Origin of the sequence: Mucilaginibacter sp., from assembly GCF_039925265.1 — a bacterium.
GTDB lineage: Bacteria > Bacteroidota > Bacteroidia > Sphingobacteriales > Sphingobacteriaceae > Mucilaginibacter.
This window is the reverse complement of record NZ_JBDSZG010000056.1, coordinates 69,742-88,214: the sequence shown is the minus strand read 5'-3', so window position 1 is coordinate 88,214 and position 18,473 is coordinate 69,742. Positions and strand designations below refer to the sequence as shown.

Below are 18,473 nucleotides of genomic sequence, written 5' to 3'. Positions count from 1 at the left end.
TTGCGGACCCCGGCAGGGGTGTACCATACAGAATGGGGCACGTAATGCAAAAAGGTGATATGACCGGTGAGGAGGATAACGAAAGTACTTACAGCAGCATTTATGCCACACCAGCCCGGCTTGAACCCTGTCCCGATGCAAATCGGGATGCAAGCCGCCGATAGAAGCGGGCTTTCCGTGCAATCGGGATTATGGGGGTGGGGATTATGGGGGTTAGCTGGAAGCTTATAGCATTTTAGGTCGAAGTTATAAACTTCGACCAGTGGATAGGCTATCGAAAATTACATCGGTCATCTTCCCTTTAACACTAATAAGATAATACCTAACTAACAATTTGAGTTAATTAATAATTTCTGCTCTATGATCTGCTTCAAGAGCTGCCAACTTTTCACGCCATTTTTCAAGCTCTTCAGGTGTTTGCCTCACCCAATCTGTAACCTCACCAACAATTTTTAATGGTGCCTGGCTGCGATAAGAGCGTGTTGGATTGCCCGGGAATTTCTTATCCGTAACGTTCGGGTCATTTTCAAAGCTCCCGGTCGGCTCAACTATATACACACGTTCGCGTCCATCACCTTTAGCCAGGGCGGAGGCAAGTCCCGCCCCATTAATCAAAGCCGTAAAATAAATATGATTCATTGTTATTTCGGGTTTGTAATTCGAGCGGAACCCCGCTGTAAGTAAATCGCCAACTCTCAAATCTGCTTTAGTTCCATGATAAAAGGGCCCCTGGTCCAGAATTTCTGTGCCTTCAGGTATATTGATTTTGCTTTTCATGCCGCCAAAATATGCAGTATAACGGACTATACTTAAGCTTTTTTACTATATTTTTTTTGGCGCAATACTGTCTTTTTTTTGGCGTTATCCTTACAACTTCACTATAAAAGAAAGTTAGTTATTCACTGGGCCCGCCAACTACTTCTTTCCAATAATTTATCTCCAAATCAAGGATACCGTATCAGCTCATAAACTGTAAAGCCACTCCTTACTGAAGAAGATAAGCTCCCATCTGGTGTTGGAATAAATCGGACTGGTGATGCAAGGGGATTACTTCAGTGGAGGATAATGAAAAGCACTTACAGCAGCATTGACGCCCCCGCCAGCCCCGCTTGAACCCTGTCCCGATGCCGATCGGGATCCAAGCCGCCGGTAAAAGCGGGCTTTCCGTGCAATCGGGTTTAGATGGGAGAGGGTGTGCGGAGTGGAGTGGAGAAGTCACGAGTACGCCACGCGCTTGGCCTGCGCTGCATACTCGCGCCAAAGGGGGGCTTGCTTCATTTTAGGTCGAAGTTGGAACTTCGACCAGGGGGGAGATAACACTGACCGCAAATTGACAATTAAACAGCTTTGGTAGCTTTAGCCTCAGTACCAACTTTTGATAATATTGAATTTGCTCCACCAAATGCAAAGCATGCATCAGGAATAGTGTCTCTAAGTTTCAAAGCTTTTTTAACATATTTTTTGAAAGCTTCTTGTGCACCTCTATCAGACTTATAATCAACAATTAATAAGCCTTCAGGATAATCTTGAACTGAACTAATCCAACGTTTGATAAGATCGTTAACATGGTCATCTCTAAAACTGTAACCTACAATATAAAGCTTTGTATATTTTCCATAAGTCGATAAATCTTTAAATACTCTAAAATAATACTCAAAAGGGTATTCATTAATTTTTAATGATTTTCCACCACCAGTTATAATTGCTGGATACAATGACCAGTTTTCCTTATCAATATTGTTATAAATATCATACTTGAAAATGTCTTCACTTCTAAATTTGATCGCTTTATTTCGTTCGAAGTCATAAAATAAGGACAATGAACCATGGAGGTGGTGTAGCTCAATTGTTTTGTCGCTATAATCTTCACCGTATTTATGATTATTAAGCGCGGGGTCAAAATCAAACTTTTCTATGTTAGTCCCCTTAAAAACGTGAGTCGCGGAGCAGAAATCCGTAAAGTTTTCTGATCCGATTTCATCAAGCATTATAGTTTCCGCCAACAAGTCGTAATTCAATGTGAAAACGAATCCTTTATCCGCTCCATTTAATTCCTCACTTAAGAATTTAGTAAACGGTCCCAATTTTTCCTGAATAGCTGTTTTACGGACATTGCCGATTATTAATCCTAATATTTGATATATGTATTTGTTATAAATCGATTTTATAATCTCTCGATGTTGTTCAAGCCTTGGATCCACTAAATTAAATTTGGCGAGGAATTTTTGTCCGACAGCACTCTTTATGAATTGATTGTACTTAACAACACTGTTATAAGCGTCCTCGAGTTTCGAAAAGTTTTCTTCAAAATCATCAAAATTGAGACTCTCGTTACCACCACACAATTCCGTTAGAAATAATTTCTCATCGCCCTCCAGATTTTTAATAAAGCTTTCTGTAATTGCTTTCAACGAAAAAACGGGTGATAAGGCTATAGAAAGCCCATTACCAAAGAGAAATAAAGGAATATTTGGCATATTGATTATAATAAATAAGAGTTGGATATTATTTTTTATTTAGAATAATGTCAGATATTATATATCGTAGTTTATCCTTCAAGTCATACTCAATATCAAGCTCCTCTGCCTTTCGGCACATGTCTAATAGTTTGGCAAAATTTTCGATGTTATTAGCTATTACAGTGCTAAACAAATCTTTAACGGATGTAATCGTTTTGAACGGACTGTTTTTGTTCTCCAACTTAAATACTATTCGCGAACGTAATTCTTCGGGTTTTGATATCATCTTGACTTTCTCTAATTCTTCTATAAATTCATCTGAACTGCGAATTATGCCTTTTGCGCCTTTAATTAACACAAGTGCGTTGTCAACCTTCGTGCTGTGTGTGACCATTAAGTCGTTCTTGTAATCTTTCTTTGGATCGGGATAAATGTAAAACCCTTTAGAGTCCTTAATACCTACTTTAACGATGTTTAAAAACTTTAAGGAAGCGCTCCCTAAGTCATTTGTTGATATTATCGTTGATGAACTAACTTTACCGAAGCCTTTTGCGTCTTTTAAATACTTATCAGCAATTATTAATTCAAGCTTTGATGCGCTTAAGGCCACGCTTGAAATGCCATATGCGTCTCCCTGGTTTTCCTTCATAATACTATGAAATACGAGCATGCCGACTACAAAAGCGAAATCAATCCCATATTCGTTATACTGGTTGACCGAAGTTATGCCTCGGACAAATACCTCTCTCTGGTGCTCAACTAATCGATAACTCCTTAATTTATCTTCTGCGGGTGATGCAGCGGCGAGATTTTTAAAGTGTTCAATATTGTGACGTGCAAGGTCATAGAAATGATCCTTATATAATCGGTTAGCGTACTTCGTCATGTCATACTGTCCCAAAAACGAATTTTTCGCGTCATGGATAGCAAATGCCTCTAAATCATTTAGTTTATCCGAGTTGTATTCATAGTTTTCAAAAACAAATTTAATCGGTACTCCAGAGATGCCATCAACGGGAAGGCCATGTTCTATGAGAGATACATCTTTAATGTACGCCTTAATACCAAAACGTTTAAAATCAGAAAGAATGCTAACGATTTTATTATGAACCACATCAATATAATCTATACTAATATATTCGTCTAAGATTTCCTCAGTTTTGAACGCTTTTGCAATGTTTTCTTTGTAGGGATGGTTATCAAGTAAGGTCATCAATTTGCTTACTTTAATTCTGTTTGTGCTTTCTACACCGTACAGCGGTAATGGCCTTTGATCAAATCTACTTGACATATCTTTGTTTAAATTAGTTGGTTTATCTGTTCACTTACCGAATAGTTGCTGAAAGATGCCAGTAAATCCCTTTTTCGGCTGTCTTTTTAAATTCAACTCCAAAAATTCAGTAATGTAGTCTGCTGTTTCTTCGGCATTCCAATGGATAAGCGAGTTAGGTATTCTTAGTGTAATATACCCTTGTCTGAAAGCATGGAAAGTTCGCTTTAAATCTGCCAATGCCTGGCGGTTATCGTAATTATGGTGCACGCCATCTACCTCGATATGTACTTTGGCTTCTTCAATTACAATGTCTACAGATTTATGGCCATCGTGCTTCTCTAATTCAGCAGGAACACCGTTTTGCTTTAATAAAAAGTACAGTTCGATTGCCTGAGGTGTAGCTTCGTGGTTCCTTATCCATTTTTGATGCTGCATACACAAAGGGACTCCCATATTCTGAGTTGAATAATGGTAAACGTTGCCGGGGATGCGGCAATCACATTCTGCACAATACATAAATTGAATAGGGTTTATAATTGCGTAATCTACCCTTTAATTTCCGTAAAACAACAGGTATAAATACCTGATTTTGTGGGGTTAAAACACGGAGTTTAATGCTGCTGATTGTTTTAACATTGCACAAGCCTAACCCAACTAAACCCGATTGTATGGAAAGCCGGCTTCTATCAGCGGCTTGGAGGGAAAGCGGGGCTGGGGGTACCTATTGCTTCAGGCTTTGCTTTTCATAACGGTAAGATTTGCGTGGTGGCAACCTGTACGCTGAGGTTGCCGCGCTGCGCTCGCAATGACAAGGACGAGATGGGTGGAGATGGGAGTAAACTAATCAGGTAATCTTCAAATCCTATAAATCACGGTTCAGACAAATTATGGTTATTGCATGGCGTTTACCTGTATGCTGAGGTTGCCGCGCTGCGCTCGCAATGACAGGGTGGAGATGGGGCTGTGAGTGCTTCGACAAGCTCTGCATGACAACCCTACACCAGCACCAGGCCTTCTTCGAGGGCTTTTTGGTAGGGGGTGTGGTTAAACTCGTAGTAGGTGGGCGAGCGGTGGCCGCCGATGCTGCGCTTCTCGTTGAGCTTGGTAAGCAGGCCAAGCGCCAGGAGCTTATTGGGGAAATTGGTGGCGTTGAGTTTTTTGCCGGAGAGCACTTCGTACAAAAGCTTGATCTCCTTTAAGGTGAATTTTGGCTGCAACAGGTTTTTACCAATCGGGAAGTGGTACAGGTCTATCCGCATGGATGAGATGGCGGCTTTAACCATTTCGCCATGGTCGAAACCCAGTTCGGGCAGGCTATCTATAGAGAACCAGGCGCTCTCGCTGGAAACAAAATCGGGTTTGGGCTGGGCGTTCACAATATCTGTAATGGCATAAAACCCTACCGAAACGGTTTCGGCCAGCAGCCAGCTATCCGCCTCTATTTTCACACCCAGCAACTCGTTAAACTTATCCTCATCAAATATCCCCGGCGAACTGTTGCGCCCCGGGTTGCCAAAGGTTTTAAATTGTTTGAGGAATAAGTTGCCAAGGCCGGTCCGCTCGGCGGTAACCCTTGCCGCGGCCTCGTCTAAATTTTCGGCGCGTTTTACAAAGCCACCGGGCAGGCACCATTTGGTTATCACTTTGTTTTTGCAGAGCAGCAGCTTCAACTCGCCGTCGTGGTAGCCAAAAATGGCACAGTCTATACTTAAGCCGGGCCGGTAATCTATATAGCCCTTGTTAAAAAAATGCTGTATTTGCTGTAAGGTCTCCATCCACCATAAAGGTGCTGAAAATTTATTTATTAAATTTTAATAAATGATGTAAAATATAACTACCTTCATTTATTAACTTTTAATAATAAGCAACCAATTTAATAACCCAGATTTATAAAAAACATGAGAAAATTCAACTTAGTGCTGGCCGGCTTACTGGCTTTTATGTTCATGGCCACAAAGGTACAAGCGCAAACCGCTCCCAGCTTTTACGCCGGTAAATGGGACGTATTGATAAAAGGCACGCCCAATGGCGATGTGACCCTGCGTTTCACTCTCACCGAAAAAGACGGCAAACTGGATGGCAGCTTTGTGGACCCGGAAAGCAAAAAAGATGTACCGGTAAGCAAAATAGAGGTAGCAGACGGTAAAATAACCATCTTCTTCACCATTTCCACTTACGACGTTAACCTGGCCATGGACAAAGTGGACGACACCCACATTAAAGGCAGCCTGATGGGCATGTTCGATTCCACCGGCGAGCGGGTGAAACCATAAGAAAAGCTTTTTTCATTATACTGATCGTAGGACCGTATCTGGCATTGCCGGGTGCGGTTTTTTGTTGCAGGCAAGCGTTGCGTGCTTTTTTTCAATGCAATAGAACGTATTTTATGATAATGATTTACATAACTTAATCTATCTTCGCAGTCAAAATTTTACAATAGTATTTACATGGCAAAGGCATCTGAAATTAAAGTAGGAAATATTTTACGCTACAACGGCGAATTAGTAATTACCACCGAAGTAATGCACCGTACCCCGGGCAAAGGCGGCGCGTTTTATCTGGATAAGTTTCGTAACATTAAAACCGGGCGAATTGTAGAGGCCCGCCTTGGTACCGACGAGCAGGTGGAAATTTGCCGCGTGGAAACCAACGATTACCAATACCTGTACGAGGAAGGTGATTACCTGGTGATTATGGATAACACCACCTACGATCAGCATAGCATCCCTAAAACATTATTTGGTCCAGCCGTTAAATTCCTGAAAGAGGGCATGAACGTTGTGGTTTCTTTCGAGAGCGAGGAACCTATAATGGCAACCGCACCAAACTTTGTAGAACTGGAAGTTACCTACACCGAGCCTGCCGTAAAAGGCGATACCTCATCGGGTGCATTAAAAAATGCCACTACCGAGAACGGCGTAGAGATAAAAGTTCCCCTGTTTGTAAACCAGGGCGATAAAGTAAAAGTAGATACCCGCACCGGCGACTACGTAGAACGCGTAAAATAAACGCGATCAATTAAAATAGTGAACGGCTATCTGTGCAAACAGGTAGCCGTTTTTTTGTTCTGCAGTTGCAAATCAAAAATCCCAGAAATCGTACAAATCAGCTAAACGGCGAAGCCCTCTTTAACACCTTAAAAAAATAATTAAAAGTTAAAAATCCCGGGTCAGATTTTAGCCGCTACGCTATCAACCAGTTCACCTATATTTTGCCAGCTGTGGATCTCTTTGGCCGCAAAGCGGATCTTGAAGTGCTTTTCTATCCCTACTACCAGCTGGATGTGGTTGAGGGAATCCCAGTCGTCTACGTCGCGGGCGGTGGTGGCATCGGTTAGGGTGATGTCGTCGTTATCCAGTACGTCACGGAAGATATCGGTAACCTGCGCTATAATTTGTTGTCTTTCCACGGTTCTTATTTTTTATCGATGAAACTTTTCTTGTTTTGGTATTGGGCGAGGTTGAGCAGCCAATGGTCGCCATCCGGCTCAAAGCCCAGTTTGCTGTAATGGTCTGCCACCATGCCGTTCTTAGGCGTGGCAAGATACTCGCCTTTTAAATATTTATAACCTTTTTGCTGCGCGAAATTGGCGATGGTGTTCAATGTGAAGTTCTCCATGCCGCGTTTAAGTACCCGGCAGCTCATCAACCAGGTATCTATAAAGAGTGCCTCGGCGCTTTGCTGCTGGAGTATCAGTACGCAAATAAGCCCGTTATTGCCGAACTTATCCTCCAGGGTAAACGAGAAGGTAAAATGATCGGGCGATGCGGCGAGGGTTTCGAGGTCTGCCTCGGTATAGCGTACGGTACGCAGGTTAAACTGGTTACTGCGTTGCGATAGCTGGGCCACGCGCGGCGTATTAAACTTGGTGAACGGCTCCACAACGCTTACCATATCCAGGTTCTGTAAAAAATCATCTTCGTTGGTGAATTTTTCGAACAGGGTTACACGCTGCGCTTCCACCTGGTACTGTTTGGTGCGGGCGGCATCGTCTTCGGTAAACGAAACGGTTTCGAACAGGTTGAGGGTGTAAAGGTATTCGAGGTATTCGGCAGGGTCCTCCGGTAACTCGGGCACGGTGAGCTGCGGAATGTTCTCGCGCACCATGTTCCGTTCGAAGGGGTTATCATCCAGGAACACCATCGAATCGAACCCGATGTTGAGGATACCCTGTATCTTGCGGATGTTATCCACCTTGTTTTCCCAGTTGGCCACAAAAACGGCAATGTCCTCCATTTTCAGCACCATATCCGGGTGGTTTTGGAAGGGCTCCATGGCAACGCTCTCGGTATTCTTGCTGCATACGGCTACTATGATACCCCGGTTCTTCAGCTTTTTTACCCAGTACTGAAACTCGGAGAATGCTTTGCCGATGCCCAATGCGCCTATCTGGATGTTCTCGATGCCATCGTCGCCGATGATGCCGCCCCAGGTGGTGTTATCCAGATCGAGAATAACGCATTTATTGAACTTACCCTGCAAAGCGCTGATGATGCCCAGGGTTTTGTAAGCAATTGGCGCGAGCACCTCAATACTTAAAATCATCTCGGAATTGATATAAACCGATGGCTGGAAAAAGGCGGCTTTGCCCACCAAATTTTGCACCGATGATATATCGCAGATATGGAAATTTGGTACATCTGCGGCGTGCTCCATCAGCAGTACGTTCAGCTTACGTAGTTGGAACAGGAAGGAGGAAGTAACCTTGTTGGCGTAATTGCCAAATACGTTATCGTCTATTTCGGTATAGTTGTAATAGATGAGTTTCACCTTCGGGTCTACAGAGGCAAGGGTATCATACAGGGCTTTTATGCCATTGAGTTCATCGGCAGCAAAAGCGGTGTGGTTCGCCTTAAATTTATTGTATTTGCCCAGCAGTTTGTGTGCCGATTGGAAGATGATAATTACCTCTGCGCCGTACTCGTGCAGTTCGGAAGATGGGTCGGCTACCTGGCGCTCTATTTGGTTAAAATCGGCTTCCCATAGCTGCAGGTTGTAGCCGTATTCGTAGCCGGCACCCTGTATCGCTTTAGCCAGGAACTGGGTAGCGGTATCGCCCAGCAGCGCCACTTTTATGGGCTTTAATGCCGATGCATCTTTCTTGAGGTTGCGTTTCAGGTTGGCAAAATCCTTCATGCTGCAATAATAAGCTTTATTTATGACTGAGGAACTGCTTTAGCCGACCGCCTATTATGCTGCTGTACACAACCGAACCCTCCCGGTTAAGGTGCAATGCGTCGTAATAATACCCTTCGTTGTTAAAGGTGGTATCGCGCAGGTAATTCAGCACCGGCACGTTATTCTCCTTACAAACCTGCATTACATATTGCACGTTGCGGTTTGCCGCTGCATTGATATTTTGATAGATAGGCGAAAAGGTAACCACCAGCGGTACATTCTTAGCCTTGCACAGCTCCACAAATTTTTTGTAGTAGCGTGCAGCAGTGGTATCTACGGCGTCATTCACCAGGTAAGGTTGCAAGCCGCCCTTAAACTGCCCGTGCTTGGCAATGTAGCCATTCTCAGAGTCGTCTTTTTTATAACGGGCTATTGGCAGCAGCTCTACCAGTTCGCTCAGGATAAGCGAATTGTAGGGGTACATTTTGGAGAGCAGCTTATAACGCTCAAACTCGCCGCGCAACAGGCATACCTCGCGGATCTCGGGGTGCGAATCGTAATAGGGCAGCAGTACGTTGAGACGGTCGCGATCTTCGCCGTTCTTAAAACGGAATAATTCGTTGGCGCGGGTATCAAGCACCACTAACTTAGGGTTGTATCGCTCGAGGGCGGCCTTTAAAAGGGCGTAGTGATAATAAATGTAGCTTAAATCGCGCCCGGCATTGTACACCGACAAGTGCAGACTATCGCCAATGATTTTGGTATCGTAATGGTAAGCAGCTTTGGAGGAGCCAAACACCAGCACATCCGCCTTAACGGTGTTGATGATGTTATTGGTGCGGTAATCTGCGCCGTTCTTTTTGGTGAAGAAGAAATGTTTCAGCACGGCACCTATCCCCAGATCCAGCAAAAAGATGGCTATGATGAGGATCGCAAAGCGTTTTAGTATGAGTTTATAATCCGCCATGTTAGAATTTAAAATAGATAAACTGCCCGCCATCAAACACACCAATAAGCACTATGGTTACCAATATAAAGCAATAAGTAGCCATGCGCACGGCTGCCAATTTATGATACAAAAAGTAACTCTTGCCATGGTTTAGATGCACACTTAGGTCATGAGCAAGCAGGATGAATATAGCCACAAGCGAGTAAATGATCACCCCTAAATTATTATCGAACACGAAGAAGCTCCCCTGGAAGGCAAACAGCCGTTTAAATATCAGGAGTGCGTCGCTAAAACTTTGCGCCCTAAAAAACACCCAGGTAAGGCATACATAGATAAACACCAGCAGCATGCTTAGGTTGTTATAAATTATAGCCGGGATAGCCTTGGATAGTTTTTTACGGAATTTTTTGGTGAGAAACTCGTAGGTAACCGCCACGCCATGCAGCAGGCCGTAAACAATGTAGGTCCACCCGGCGCCGTGCCATAGGCCGCTTAGCCCGAAGGTTATCATTAGCGCCAAAACAACGGCGGCTTTACCCCAGTCGCGGTTAGCTATCATGATGGGAGTGAACAGGTAGTCGCTAAACCAGGTGTTGAGCGAGATGTGCCATCTGCGCCAATACTCGGTAACGCTGGTGCTGAAGAAGGGCGTGTTGAAATTCGTCATCAGCTTAAAACCCATAATGCGGGCCGTGCCGAGGGCGATATTGGAGTAGCCGGCAAAATCGGCATAGATCTGGAAAGCGAAAAACAATATGGCCACCAACAGCATCGACGAGCTGTAGGCCCCCGGGTTTTGGTACACGGCGGATACAAATATGGAGAGCCTGTCTGCTACGACCAGCTTCTGGAAAAAGCCCCAAAGGATCATTTTAAAGCCGATGGAGAAATTCTCGTAGGTGAGCTGATGCTTCTCGTAAAACTGGTGCAGCAGGTTTTGCGGGCGTTCTATAGGGCCGGCAACCAGCTGCGGGTAAAACATTACGTAGAGCGAGTAGATGCCGAAATGTTTTTCCGCGCTTTGGTTGCCACGGTACACTTCAATGGTGTAACTCATGGCCTGAAAAGTGTGGAAGCTTAACCCAACCGGCAGTATAATGGATAGGTATGGTACAGCATTGCTCAACCCAAATTCGCCCATGAGCAGGGTAAGGTTCTCGTTTAAAAAATTGAAGTATTTAAAAAATGCCAGTACGCCAATGTTGGCCACCAGTGATATAATGAGGTAGAGTTTCCGCTCGCGCCCCTCCGATTTTTCTATCAGTATCCCCGCGAAATAATCTACAATGATGGTAAAAATGAGGATGAGGATGTAGATGGGGATAAACGTCATGTAGAAGTAGCAGCTGGCGGTCAGCAGCAATATCCAACGGAACTTATGCGGTAAAATAAAGTAAAGCGGCGTAACAACCAGGAAGAATACAACAAAATGCAGCGAGTTGAACAGCATACAACACAATTATGTTAAGGCCGGGGGCAAGGGCAAACGAAGATAAAAAAAAAATTTGAAAGGGGGAGAGGGAGTGTGGATAGTGGTGAGTTGAGAATGGTGAATTTGTTGGAGGAATGGCGCCCTGCCCCCGGGTTGTCATTTCTCGATAGAGCATGGGGGGCAAGAGCCGGGGCGCGAAAGAGAAACTTCGACACCCGGCATTTGGGGTAATTTATGCGGAGATAGCGGGGCGTATAAGGTCTCTCCTCGCCCTGGCGCTCACCCCACCACGGCTCGTTCGAGATGACAAGGTGTTGAGTGGGATGGGAAGTGGTGGCTATGCAAAAAGGGCCGTAAGCGCGGGGGCTCGCGACCATCCCCATAACTTATCCTTAAGTTAATGATCTATTCACACGCCTATCTTTCATTTGCAGATATTTTAAACTGTAAAATTTACCAAATGAAAAGATCTGTACTTGTTTTGCTGGCGCTTACCGCCATGGGCTTCGCAGCCTGCAAAAAAGCTGATAAAGTTACTGTAGACCAACCCATAGTATATCCTGATATGGCCGAGGCTGCCGATCCTGCCCTGCTAATGACAACCACCGCCGGTGTAAAGGTTTACAACGGGGGCTTTGGCTCGGCTGTAGCCGCCGACCCTAACGACTCCGCCGTATTTTACCTGCTTACAGATCGTGGGCCGAACGTTGCCGGCACCGTTGCCAATTCCATCATCATCGGCAAGCCCGATTTTACTCCGGCTATCGGCAAGTTCAGGCTGAAAGACGGTAAACTGATCCTGGAAGCAACAATTAACCTGAAGAACGCCACGGGTGCTAACCTCAACGGTTTGCCAAACCCGGCAGGCAGCGGCGCCACCGGTGAGATACCTTACGACCTTAACGGTGCCTTGCTTACCCCAAGCGCCGACGGATTGGATTCTGAAGGCTTAGTATTGGCCAGCGACGGCTCGTTTTGGGTGAGCGATGAATATGGCCCGCACATTGTGCATTTTGACGCCAGTGGCAAAACCTTAGAGCGCATCAACCCTTTCGGCACAGGTACGGGCGGCCGCACGCTTCCGCTGGTATTTGCAAAACGCAGGCCCAACCGCGGTATGGAAGGACTAACCATCACGCCAGACGGTAAAACACTGGTAGGCATAATGCAATCGCCCATGTATAACCCGGTGAAAGCTTCGGCAACAGGTTCGGTAGTATTGCGTATCCTTACGTTTGATATCGCTACCGGCGCAACAAAACAATACATATACCTGATGGAGGACGCAGGCCTAACGGGTTGCAGCGAAATTTTGGCTTTAAGCGCTACCTCGTTTTTAACCATCGAGCGCGATGGCCTTTACGGCGGTGCACCAACCAGCCCGTCTGCATTTAAAAAGATCTTTAAAATAGATATCAGCGGCGCTACCGATGTATCTGACACGGCTAACGGCGCTACAGGCAAATTATTTGGGGGCAAAACCCCCGAGGAACTGCAAAACGCTGCCGGCATAACCGGGGCAGGCATTGTACCGGTTACTAAAACCCTGGCGCTGAACCTGCTTACCGATCTGCCAAAAGTGTACCCGCACGATAAGGCCGAAGGCATTACGCTATTGAAAGGCAACATCCTGGTGATATCAAACGATGATGATTTTGGCGTTGTGGATAACGGTGCCAGCGGCTTTGCTGCCAAGCTTTTACCAGGCAGCGGTACGGTAGATCATAACCGTTTGTATTTTAAGAAGATAAACCCGTAGCCGATCCACGGAAGATTTTATTCCTAAACCTGATCAAAAAGTCGCCTTCCATTACGGGCGGCTTTTTTTATGCTGATATATTAATTTCACAAGCCTTAGCTAAATTAAAACGCTTGCCGGGAACCTTACTCCTGTGGGTTTATTTTAGCAGTGCTGAATTTCTAACACAGATGTATTACAGATCTTGTTTGCCGCTTTTGGTATATATTAGTTAGATTGTGGCAAAATTCATAGGGGCTAATTATACTGTAATTTTAAAAACATGTCGCAAAGAGAGCGGTTAAAAGTTGGTGAGGGCCAAATAAGCGGGTACATATCTATTTTTTTAGCTGTGTTGGTACTGTTGGGTATTTTTTGTTTTCGTTACCCGGAGCAACTTACCACGCCGGAGTTTAGAGAGATCTATACCAAGGAAAGTATGCAAATGCTAATGGCGGCGGGTATTATAGCCGCGTTCTTTTTTGCCTTGCTTAGCATTATACTTAGCAAAAAGCTTACGCTCGCTTTAATGGGTTCGGCAATTGCCGGGGTTGCCATATTGCTGGGTGCTTTTACCGTACAGGGCCGAAGTGTTGAACGGACCAATTGGCATTTTGGGTTGGATTGGATGTTGCTCGACCTCCTTTTAATGACGGTGATATTTATTCCGTTGGAGTTGTTCTTCCCTAAAAACAAGTTGCAAACCAAGTTTCATGAAGAGTGGCGTACAGACCTGATGTACTTTGTTATCAGTCACTTATTTATCCAGTTTTTTGGCATAGTTACCCAAAAGCCCGCCATACTGTTTTTTGGCTGGATGGGTCTGGATAAAGTGCATTTGTGGGTGCAGGGCCTGCCATTTATTCTCGCGTTATTTCTTGCGTTTTTCACTACAGATCTATTCCAGTACTGGGCGCACCGGTTATTCCATACCCGGGTTTATTTATGGCGTTTTCATTCTATTCACCACTCCACACAAAACATGGATTGGCTTGCCGGTAGCCGCACGCATTTTATGGATATATTTTTTACCAGGGCCATGACCTTTATCCCGCTATACGTGTTAGGTTTTTCTACAATTGTTTTTAACGTTTATATCATCTTTATAGCCATACACGCGGTACTCATACATGCCAATACGCGTGTAAATTTTGGCGTTATCAAATATATCTTCACTACTCCTCAATACCATCACTGGCACCATTGCGAAGACCCAAAGTACTACGGTCATAATTTTGCATCAATCTTCCCTTTCATCGATATGATGTTTGGCACCTATTACCTGCCGGGGAAAGAATGGCCTGAAGGTACGGGAGTGCACGAGGGGAATTATCCAAAAGGCTTTTTAAAGCAATCTGTTTATCCGTTTACCAAAAGCCCTTTCAATAACGATCTGAATATGCAGGAGCGAAGCGACAGATGAGAGCGGTTCAATTCCACATCTGAAAGCAAAAAAGCCGACCCAACTGTGGGACGGCTTTTTGCATGTGCTCCGTAATTTTTTAAGGAATTACTAATTAATTTGATGCTACCAGGTAGGGTATCGGCTTTTGCAGATATCCGTAGTAGTTGCTGTAGCCATACTTGCGTGGCTTGTTGATGATCTCTTTCATGGCAATAAGCTTGTACACGTAACTGCCGGTTTCGCGGTTAAGGCTCATGCGGAAATAGTTATCCTCATTTTGCTTGTTAATAGCGCGGGCCAGTTTAATGCTGCCGTTGTTGTAAGCGGCGGCGGCAAGCGTCCAGCTGTTAAATTCGCCGTACAGTTCTTTAATGTACTTACAGGCCGCGATGGTTGATTTGCGCAGGTTAAGGCGTTCATCTACCCCGTTGCGTACTTTCAAACCGTAGGTGCGTGCGGTGCCCGGCATAAACTGCCATACGCCACGAGCGCCCTTAGGGGATGTGCCTTCGCATAACCCGCTCTCTACCAGTGGAACAAACTTAAAGTCTTCGGGGATACCGTAGGCTTTCAGGATGGGTTCGATGATAGGGAAAAGCTTGTCTGCCTTACTGTGCAGGATGTTCGATTGCACATTGCGAAACCTGTTTTTTGTGATTGATTTTTTCAGTTTAAGGTCTACCCGTTTGTCGTTAACCGGCAATGCCTCGTTAGCGAAACTAAAACCTGCCTCAGCTTCTTCGGTCTTGTAAAATACAAGCGAAGCGGCCATATAAGCTTTAATTTTTGGAGTAGTTTTTGTTAAAAGTACAGGTTCTGTACCGAAGATGTTAAGCGCGGAAATGGTAACCAGCACCAGGATTACGGAGCACGTAATTAAGTGTTTTTTTAGCATTTCGAGTTTACTCATTAATTAAACATTTGGTATGATGTGCTGCAAAGGTATGCTATATAAATCACATTGTCAACCACTTAGTAGGGGGATAGTGTACTGACCGTTTTCCGGAACCGTCTAAAAACGTGCTTTAAACTACTTTAAACAACGTTTTTGCACCCATATAGTTTTTTGATTTTTTTAATTAAAAGCCGGTAAATTTTCGTAATTTTGACCCTCACGCTGCGAAAGCGCAAATTAAAATTAACATGGTATTTAAGAAGCCAAGCGGTAGTCGCGACGACAAGCCAAACAGATCCTCAGCCCGCCCAAAATCAGGCGACGGACCATCAAAACGAACCTCATCTTCATCAGCAGGCAAGCCTTACGGCAGCCGCGGTGCCGACAGTAAGAACCACTACAGTACTGATAAAAGGTCATCAACCAACTCAAAACCATACGCAGACCGTACCGAAGGAGATAGCGAGCGCCCAAAACGCGGCACATCATCCGGTTCGTCATTTAGCGGAGGCGAGAAAAAAGCATTTGTTCCAAAAGGAAGGCCATATAGCGGCCGCCCAACCGGCGACAGCGACCGCCCGAAACGCAGCTTCGGCGGCGACGAGCGCAAAACCTTCACCCCTAAAGACCGCCCATACAGCGGCCGCCCAACAGGCGATAGCGGCGAGGACCGCCCTAAACGTGGTTTAGGCCCCTCATCGTTCCCCAACAAAAAAACATTCGGTAAGGATAAGCCATACGGCAGCCGTACAACCGGCACCGATAGCGACCGCCCAAAACGCAGCTTCGGCGGCGAGGATAAACCAAAGCGTGCCTTTGGCGACACCAGCGGCGAACGCAAGCCATACAACCGTACGCCAAAAACAGGTAGTGCCAGCGGTACAGGTAAAAAAGATTTCGCGAACACTACGTCGGGCTTTAAGAAACGCGATGAGGAACGCCCTGCGACGGACGGACCTACCCGCACCATGCGTGGGCGTAAAAACCCCGCTGCCCCAAAAGCTAAAGACGACGGGCTGATACGCCTTAACCGTTACATTGCCAATGCAGGCATCTGTAGCCGCCGTAAGGCCGATGAACTGATCGCCGCAGGTGTGGTATCGGTAAACGGTGAAGTGATCAGCGAGCTTGGTCATAAAGTTGACCCGATGAAGGACCTGGTACGCTACAACGGCGAGGCTCTTAAGCGCGAGAAAATGGTATACGTACTGCTGAACAAACCAAAGGATTACATTACCACTACCGACGACCCGCAGGAGCGCCGTACCGTAATGCACCTGGTAGAGAAAGCCAGTAAAGAACGTATTTACCCCGTTGGCCGCCTTGACCGTAACACAACCGGTTTATTGCTCATGACCAACGACGGCGACCTTGCCGACAAGCTTTCACACCCACGTAACAGCATCACAAAACTATATAACGTAGAACTGAATAAGGCGCTTAGCCAGGGCGACCTGAACAAGATCTCTTTCGGTTTAGAGCTGGAGGATGGTTTTATAAAGGCCGATAGCATTTCTTACGTAGCCGGTGGTACCAAAAAAGAAGTAGGCATACAGATCCACAGCGGAAAAAACCGCATTGTGCGCCGTATTTTCGAAAGCCTTGATTACGATGTGGTGAAGCTTGACAGGTCGGTTTACGCCAACCTTACCAAGAAAGATCTGCCCCGCGGTCGCTGGAGATTTTTGGATGAGAAAGAAGTGATCCAACTGAAGCATCTGATACAGCTGACGTAAGTTAGTCTTCTGCATTGAATAGATATACAAGGCTCCGATAATGGAGCCTTTTTTGTTGAGGTAGACTTCCCACCGCGTCATTGCGAGGTACGAAGCAATCTCCCGGCTATGCTTAAACGATTTGCATGTTCGCTCGTCCTATGTAGAGATTGCTTCGTACCTCGCAATGACGTGGTAGTTTTATTCTGACAGATTTTATTAACTTGCACACATAAACCAATATTTAACCAATGAAAAACTTCTCGTTAATTGTTGCCATACTATTGCCGATAGCGGCTTTTGCACAGAAACCGAAACCTTTGCCAAAAACGTTCGACCTGGTGGTGGGTACTTATACCAGCGGCACCAGCAAGGGTATCTCTGTTTTCCGCTTTTATGCCGAAACCGGCAGATTGGCCTACCTGAGCCAGATTGACGGCGTGAGCAACCCATCGTACCTCGCCGTATCTGCCGACAATAAATTTGTATACGCCGTTAATGAGAACGACCAGGGCGAGGTAAGCTCCTTCAATTTCGACCCGAAGATGGGGACTTTAAAATTTATCAATAAGCAATCAACCCTTGGCGGCTCGCCGTGCTATGTATCGGTTGATAAAGCCAATAAAAGCCTGTTTGTGGCTAACTACAGCGGTGGTAACATTGCAGTGCTACCTTTAAACGAGGATGGCTCTATAGGCCAGGCGGTGCAAACCATCAAGGACGAAGGTCCATTCGGCCCTAATAAAGAGAGGCAGGAGAAAGCACACGTGCATACTGCTGTGCTTTCTCCCGATGAAAAATATGTTTTTTACACTGATCTGGGTACGGATAAGTTGCACATCACGCGCTACAAAGCCGGTAAATCGAGCCCTTTAACAGGTGTTAAACCTGCATTTGCAGCCATTACACCCGGTGGAGGCCCGCGCCATTTAGATTTTTCGGCAGATAAGAAGCATCTGTACCTAATACAGGAGATGGGCAGCGCCGTTACCATGTTTGATTACAACAACGGCAAGCTTACCGAAAAACAAACCGTTACGCTGCTTAAGGATGGCTTTACCGGCACAACCGGCGCGGCAGATATCCATGTATCGCCAAACGGACTGTTCCTGTACGCCAGTAACCGCGGCGACGCTAATGATATTTCGGTATTTTCTATTAACCAGGAAACCGGCGAACTTACCTTTGTGGACCGTCGCGCCACCAATGGTAAAGCTCCCCGTAATTTCGTTATCGATCCTACGGGAACTTTCCTTATCGTAGCCAATCAAAACAGCGACTCGGTTTATGTATATCGCCTGGATAAAACCACCGGTAAAATGCTGGGCATTGTTTACAAGATAGATATAAGTAAGCCAGTTTGTTTAAAGTTTGCACCGGCGCAATAAGAGTTGAAAGTCGAAAGTAAAAAGTCGAAAGTAAAAAGTTGACTGGATATAAAACAGAAAGCCGAAAGCATTATGCTTTCGGCTTTTCTTGTAAAAGGTGT

16 protein-coding genes are annotated in these 18,473 nt (G+C 45.4%); 6 read left to right on the top strand and 10 right to left on the bottom strand.

The annotated features are described in order from the left end of the window. Positions 1-339 precede the first annotated feature (339 nt). The 5 genes from arr to ABIX36_RS24300 form a co-directional block, all read right to left on the bottom strand. The gene (gene arr / locus ABIX36_RS24320; protein WP_348084766.1) at positions 340-777 is read right to left on the bottom strand and encodes an NAD(+)--rifampin ADP-ribosyltransferase; all 438 of its coding nucleotides are present in this window, start codon (positions 775-777) and stop codon (positions 340-342) included. Positions 778-1,337: 560 nt separating this feature from the next. Continuing rightward, positions 1,338-2,477, bottom strand: coding sequence for an SIR2 family protein (locus tag ABIX36_RS24315; protein WP_348084765.1), 1,140 nt, complete (start codon positions 2,475-2,477; stop codon positions 1,338-1,340). Positions 2,478-2,505: 28 nt separating this feature from the next. Beyond that, a complete protein-coding gene (locus ABIX36_RS24310; protein WP_348084764.1) occupies positions 2,506-3,750 on the bottom strand; it encodes a hypothetical protein in 1,245 nt (414 codons plus the stop codon). A 30-nt stretch (positions 3,751-3,780) separates the two neighbouring features. Continuing rightward, positions 3,781-4,185 carry a DUF559 domain-containing protein gene (locus ABIX36_RS24305; protein ID WP_348084763.1) on the bottom strand — a complete coding sequence of 135 codons (405 nt, stop codon included), beginning with the start codon at positions 4,183-4,185 and terminating at the stop codon, positions 3,781-3,783. A 542-nt stretch (positions 4,186-4,727) separates the two neighbouring features. Continuing rightward, entirely contained in the window at positions 4,728-5,507 is a 780-nt protein-coding gene (locus ABIX36_RS24300; protein ID WP_348084762.1) for an NUDIX domain-containing protein, read from the bottom strand. Between the two features lie 123 nt (positions 5,508-5,630). Between ABIX36_RS24300 and ABIX36_RS24295 the strand changes: the two genes are divergently transcribed. Then, positions 5,631-6,005 (top strand): hypothetical protein, encoded by a 375-nt coding sequence (locus ABIX36_RS24295; RefSeq protein WP_348084761.1) that lies wholly within the window; start codon positions 5,631-5,633, stop codon positions 6,003-6,005. A gap of 174 nt (positions 6,006-6,179) precedes the next feature. Beyond that, positions 6,180-6,740: an elongation factor P gene (gene efp / locus ABIX36_RS24290; RefSeq protein WP_348084760.1), complete on the top strand. Its 561-nt coding sequence runs from the start codon at positions 6,180-6,182 to the stop codon at positions 6,738-6,740. A 161-nt stretch (positions 6,741-6,901) separates the two neighbouring features. On the opposite strand, the gene ABIX36_RS24285 is transcribed toward efp, so the two are convergent. From ABIX36_RS24285 to ABIX36_RS24270, 4 genes are read right to left on the bottom strand one after another with little or no spacing between them, the layout of a single operon-like run. Next, positions 6,902-7,141 (bottom strand): acyl carrier protein, encoded by a 240-nt coding sequence (locus ABIX36_RS24285; protein WP_348084759.1) that lies wholly within the window; start codon positions 7,139-7,141, stop codon positions 6,902-6,904. 5 nt (positions 7,142-7,146) lie between these two features. After that, positions 7,147-8,868, bottom strand: coding sequence for an HAD-IIIC family phosphatase (locus ABIX36_RS24280; protein ID WP_348084758.1), 1,722 nt, complete (start codon positions 8,866-8,868; stop codon positions 7,147-7,149). A 16-nt stretch (positions 8,869-8,884) separates the two neighbouring features. Then, positions 8,885-9,817 (bottom strand): hypothetical protein, encoded by a 933-nt coding sequence (locus tag ABIX36_RS24275; RefSeq protein ID WP_348084757.1) that lies wholly within the window; start codon positions 9,815-9,817, stop codon positions 8,885-8,887. A gap of 1 nt (position 9,818) precedes the next feature. After that, a complete protein-coding gene (locus ABIX36_RS24270) occupies positions 9,819-11,249 on the bottom strand; it encodes an MBOAT family O-acyltransferase (protein ID WP_348084756.1) in 1,431 nt (476 codons plus the stop codon). Positions 11,250-11,691: 442 nt separating this feature from the next. Between ABIX36_RS24270 and ABIX36_RS24265 the strand changes: the two genes are divergently transcribed. Both ABIX36_RS24265 and ABIX36_RS24260 read left to right on the top strand, forming a co-directional pair. Next, positions 11,692-12,990 (top strand): esterase-like activity of phytase family protein, encoded by a 1,299-nt coding sequence (locus tag ABIX36_RS24265; RefSeq protein WP_348084755.1) that lies wholly within the window; start codon positions 11,692-11,694, stop codon positions 12,988-12,990. Positions 12,991-13,252: 262 nt separating this feature from the next. Next, complete coding sequence (locus tag ABIX36_RS24260; protein ID WP_348084754.1) at positions 13,253-14,392, top strand: sterol desaturase family protein; 1,140 nt, start codon at positions 13,253-13,255, stop codon at positions 14,390-14,392. Positions 14,393-14,486: 94 nt separating this feature from the next. On the opposite strand, the gene ABIX36_RS24255 is transcribed toward ABIX36_RS24260, so the two are convergent. Further along, positions 14,487-15,284 (bottom strand): lytic transglycosylase domain-containing protein, encoded by a 798-nt coding sequence (locus tag ABIX36_RS24255; RefSeq protein WP_348084753.1) that lies wholly within the window; start codon positions 15,282-15,284, stop codon positions 14,487-14,489. A 233-nt stretch (positions 15,285-15,517) separates the two neighbouring features. On the opposite strand from ABIX36_RS24255, the gene ABIX36_RS24250 reads away from it, so the two are divergent. Together ABIX36_RS24250 and ABIX36_RS24245 are read left to right on the top strand one after the other, a co-directional pair. Beyond that, the gene (locus tag ABIX36_RS24250; protein ID WP_348084752.1) at positions 15,518-17,005 is read left to right on the top strand and encodes a pseudouridine synthase; all 1,488 of its coding nucleotides are present in this window, start codon (positions 15,518-15,520) and stop codon (positions 17,003-17,005) included. A gap of 230 nt (positions 17,006-17,235) precedes the next feature. Then, positions 17,236-18,372, top strand: a complete 1,137-nt coding sequence (locus tag ABIX36_RS24245; protein ID WP_348084751.1) for a lactonase family protein — start codon at positions 17,236-17,238, stop codon at positions 18,370-18,372. Positions 18,373-18,473 lie beyond the last annotated feature (101 nt).

What these genes read in the sequence shown, in the direction of transcription:
- ABIX36_RS24280 (WP_348084758.1), bottom strand. Translation starts at nt 8,868, where the DNA reads ATGAAGGATTTTGCCAACCTGAAACGCAACCTCAAGAAAGATGCATCG.
- ABIX36_RS24315 (WP_348084765.1), bottom strand. Translation starts at nt 2,477, where the DNA reads ATGCCAAATATTCCTTTATTTCTCTTTGGTAATGGGCTTTCTATAGCC.
- ABIX36_RS24300 (WP_348084762.1), bottom strand. Translation starts at nt 5,507, where the DNA reads ATGGAGACCTTACAGCAAATACAGCATTTTTTTAACAAGGGCTATATA.
- ABIX36_RS24245 (WP_348084751.1), top strand. Translation starts at nt 17,236, where the DNA reads ATGAAAAACTTCTCGTTAATTGTTGCCATACTATTGCCGATAGCGGCT.
- arr (WP_348084766.1), bottom strand. Translation starts at nt 777, where the DNA reads ATGAAAAGCAAAATCAATATACCTGAAGGCACAGAAATTCTGGACCAG.
- ABIX36_RS24250 (WP_348084752.1), top strand. Translation starts at nt 15,518, where the DNA reads ATGGTATTTAAGAAGCCAAGCGGTAGTCGCGACGACAAGCCAAACAGA.
- ABIX36_RS24295 (WP_348084761.1), top strand. Translation starts at nt 5,631, where the DNA reads ATGAGAAAATTCAACTTAGTGCTGGCCGGCTTACTGGCTTTTATGTTC.
- ABIX36_RS24305 (WP_348084763.1), bottom strand. Translation starts at nt 4,185, where the DNA reads ATGGGAGTCCCTTTGTGTATGCAGCATCAAAAATGGATAAGGAACCAC.
- ABIX36_RS24260 (WP_348084754.1), top strand. Translation starts at nt 13,253, where the DNA reads ATGTCGCAAAGAGAGCGGTTAAAAGTTGGTGAGGGCCAAATAAGCGGG.
- efp (WP_348084760.1), top strand. Translation starts at nt 6,180, where the DNA reads ATGGCAAAGGCATCTGAAATTAAAGTAGGAAATATTTTACGCTACAAC.
- ABIX36_RS24310 (WP_348084764.1), bottom strand. Translation starts at nt 3,750, where the DNA reads ATGTCAAGTAGATTTGATCAAAGGCCATTACCGCTGTACGGTGTAGAA.
- ABIX36_RS24275 (WP_348084757.1), bottom strand. Translation starts at nt 9,817, where the DNA reads ATGGCGGATTATAAACTCATACTAAAACGCTTTGCGATCCTCATCATA.
- ABIX36_RS24265 (WP_348084755.1), top strand. Translation starts at nt 11,692, where the DNA reads ATGAAAAGATCTGTACTTGTTTTGCTGGCGCTTACCGCCATGGGCTTC.
- ABIX36_RS24255 (WP_348084753.1), bottom strand. Translation starts at nt 15,284, where the DNA reads ATGAGTAAACTCGAAATGCTAAAAAAACACTTAATTACGTGCTCCGTA.
- ABIX36_RS24270 (WP_348084756.1), bottom strand. Translation starts at nt 11,249, where the DNA reads ATGCTGTTCAACTCGCTGCATTTTGTTGTATTCTTCCTGGTTGTTACG.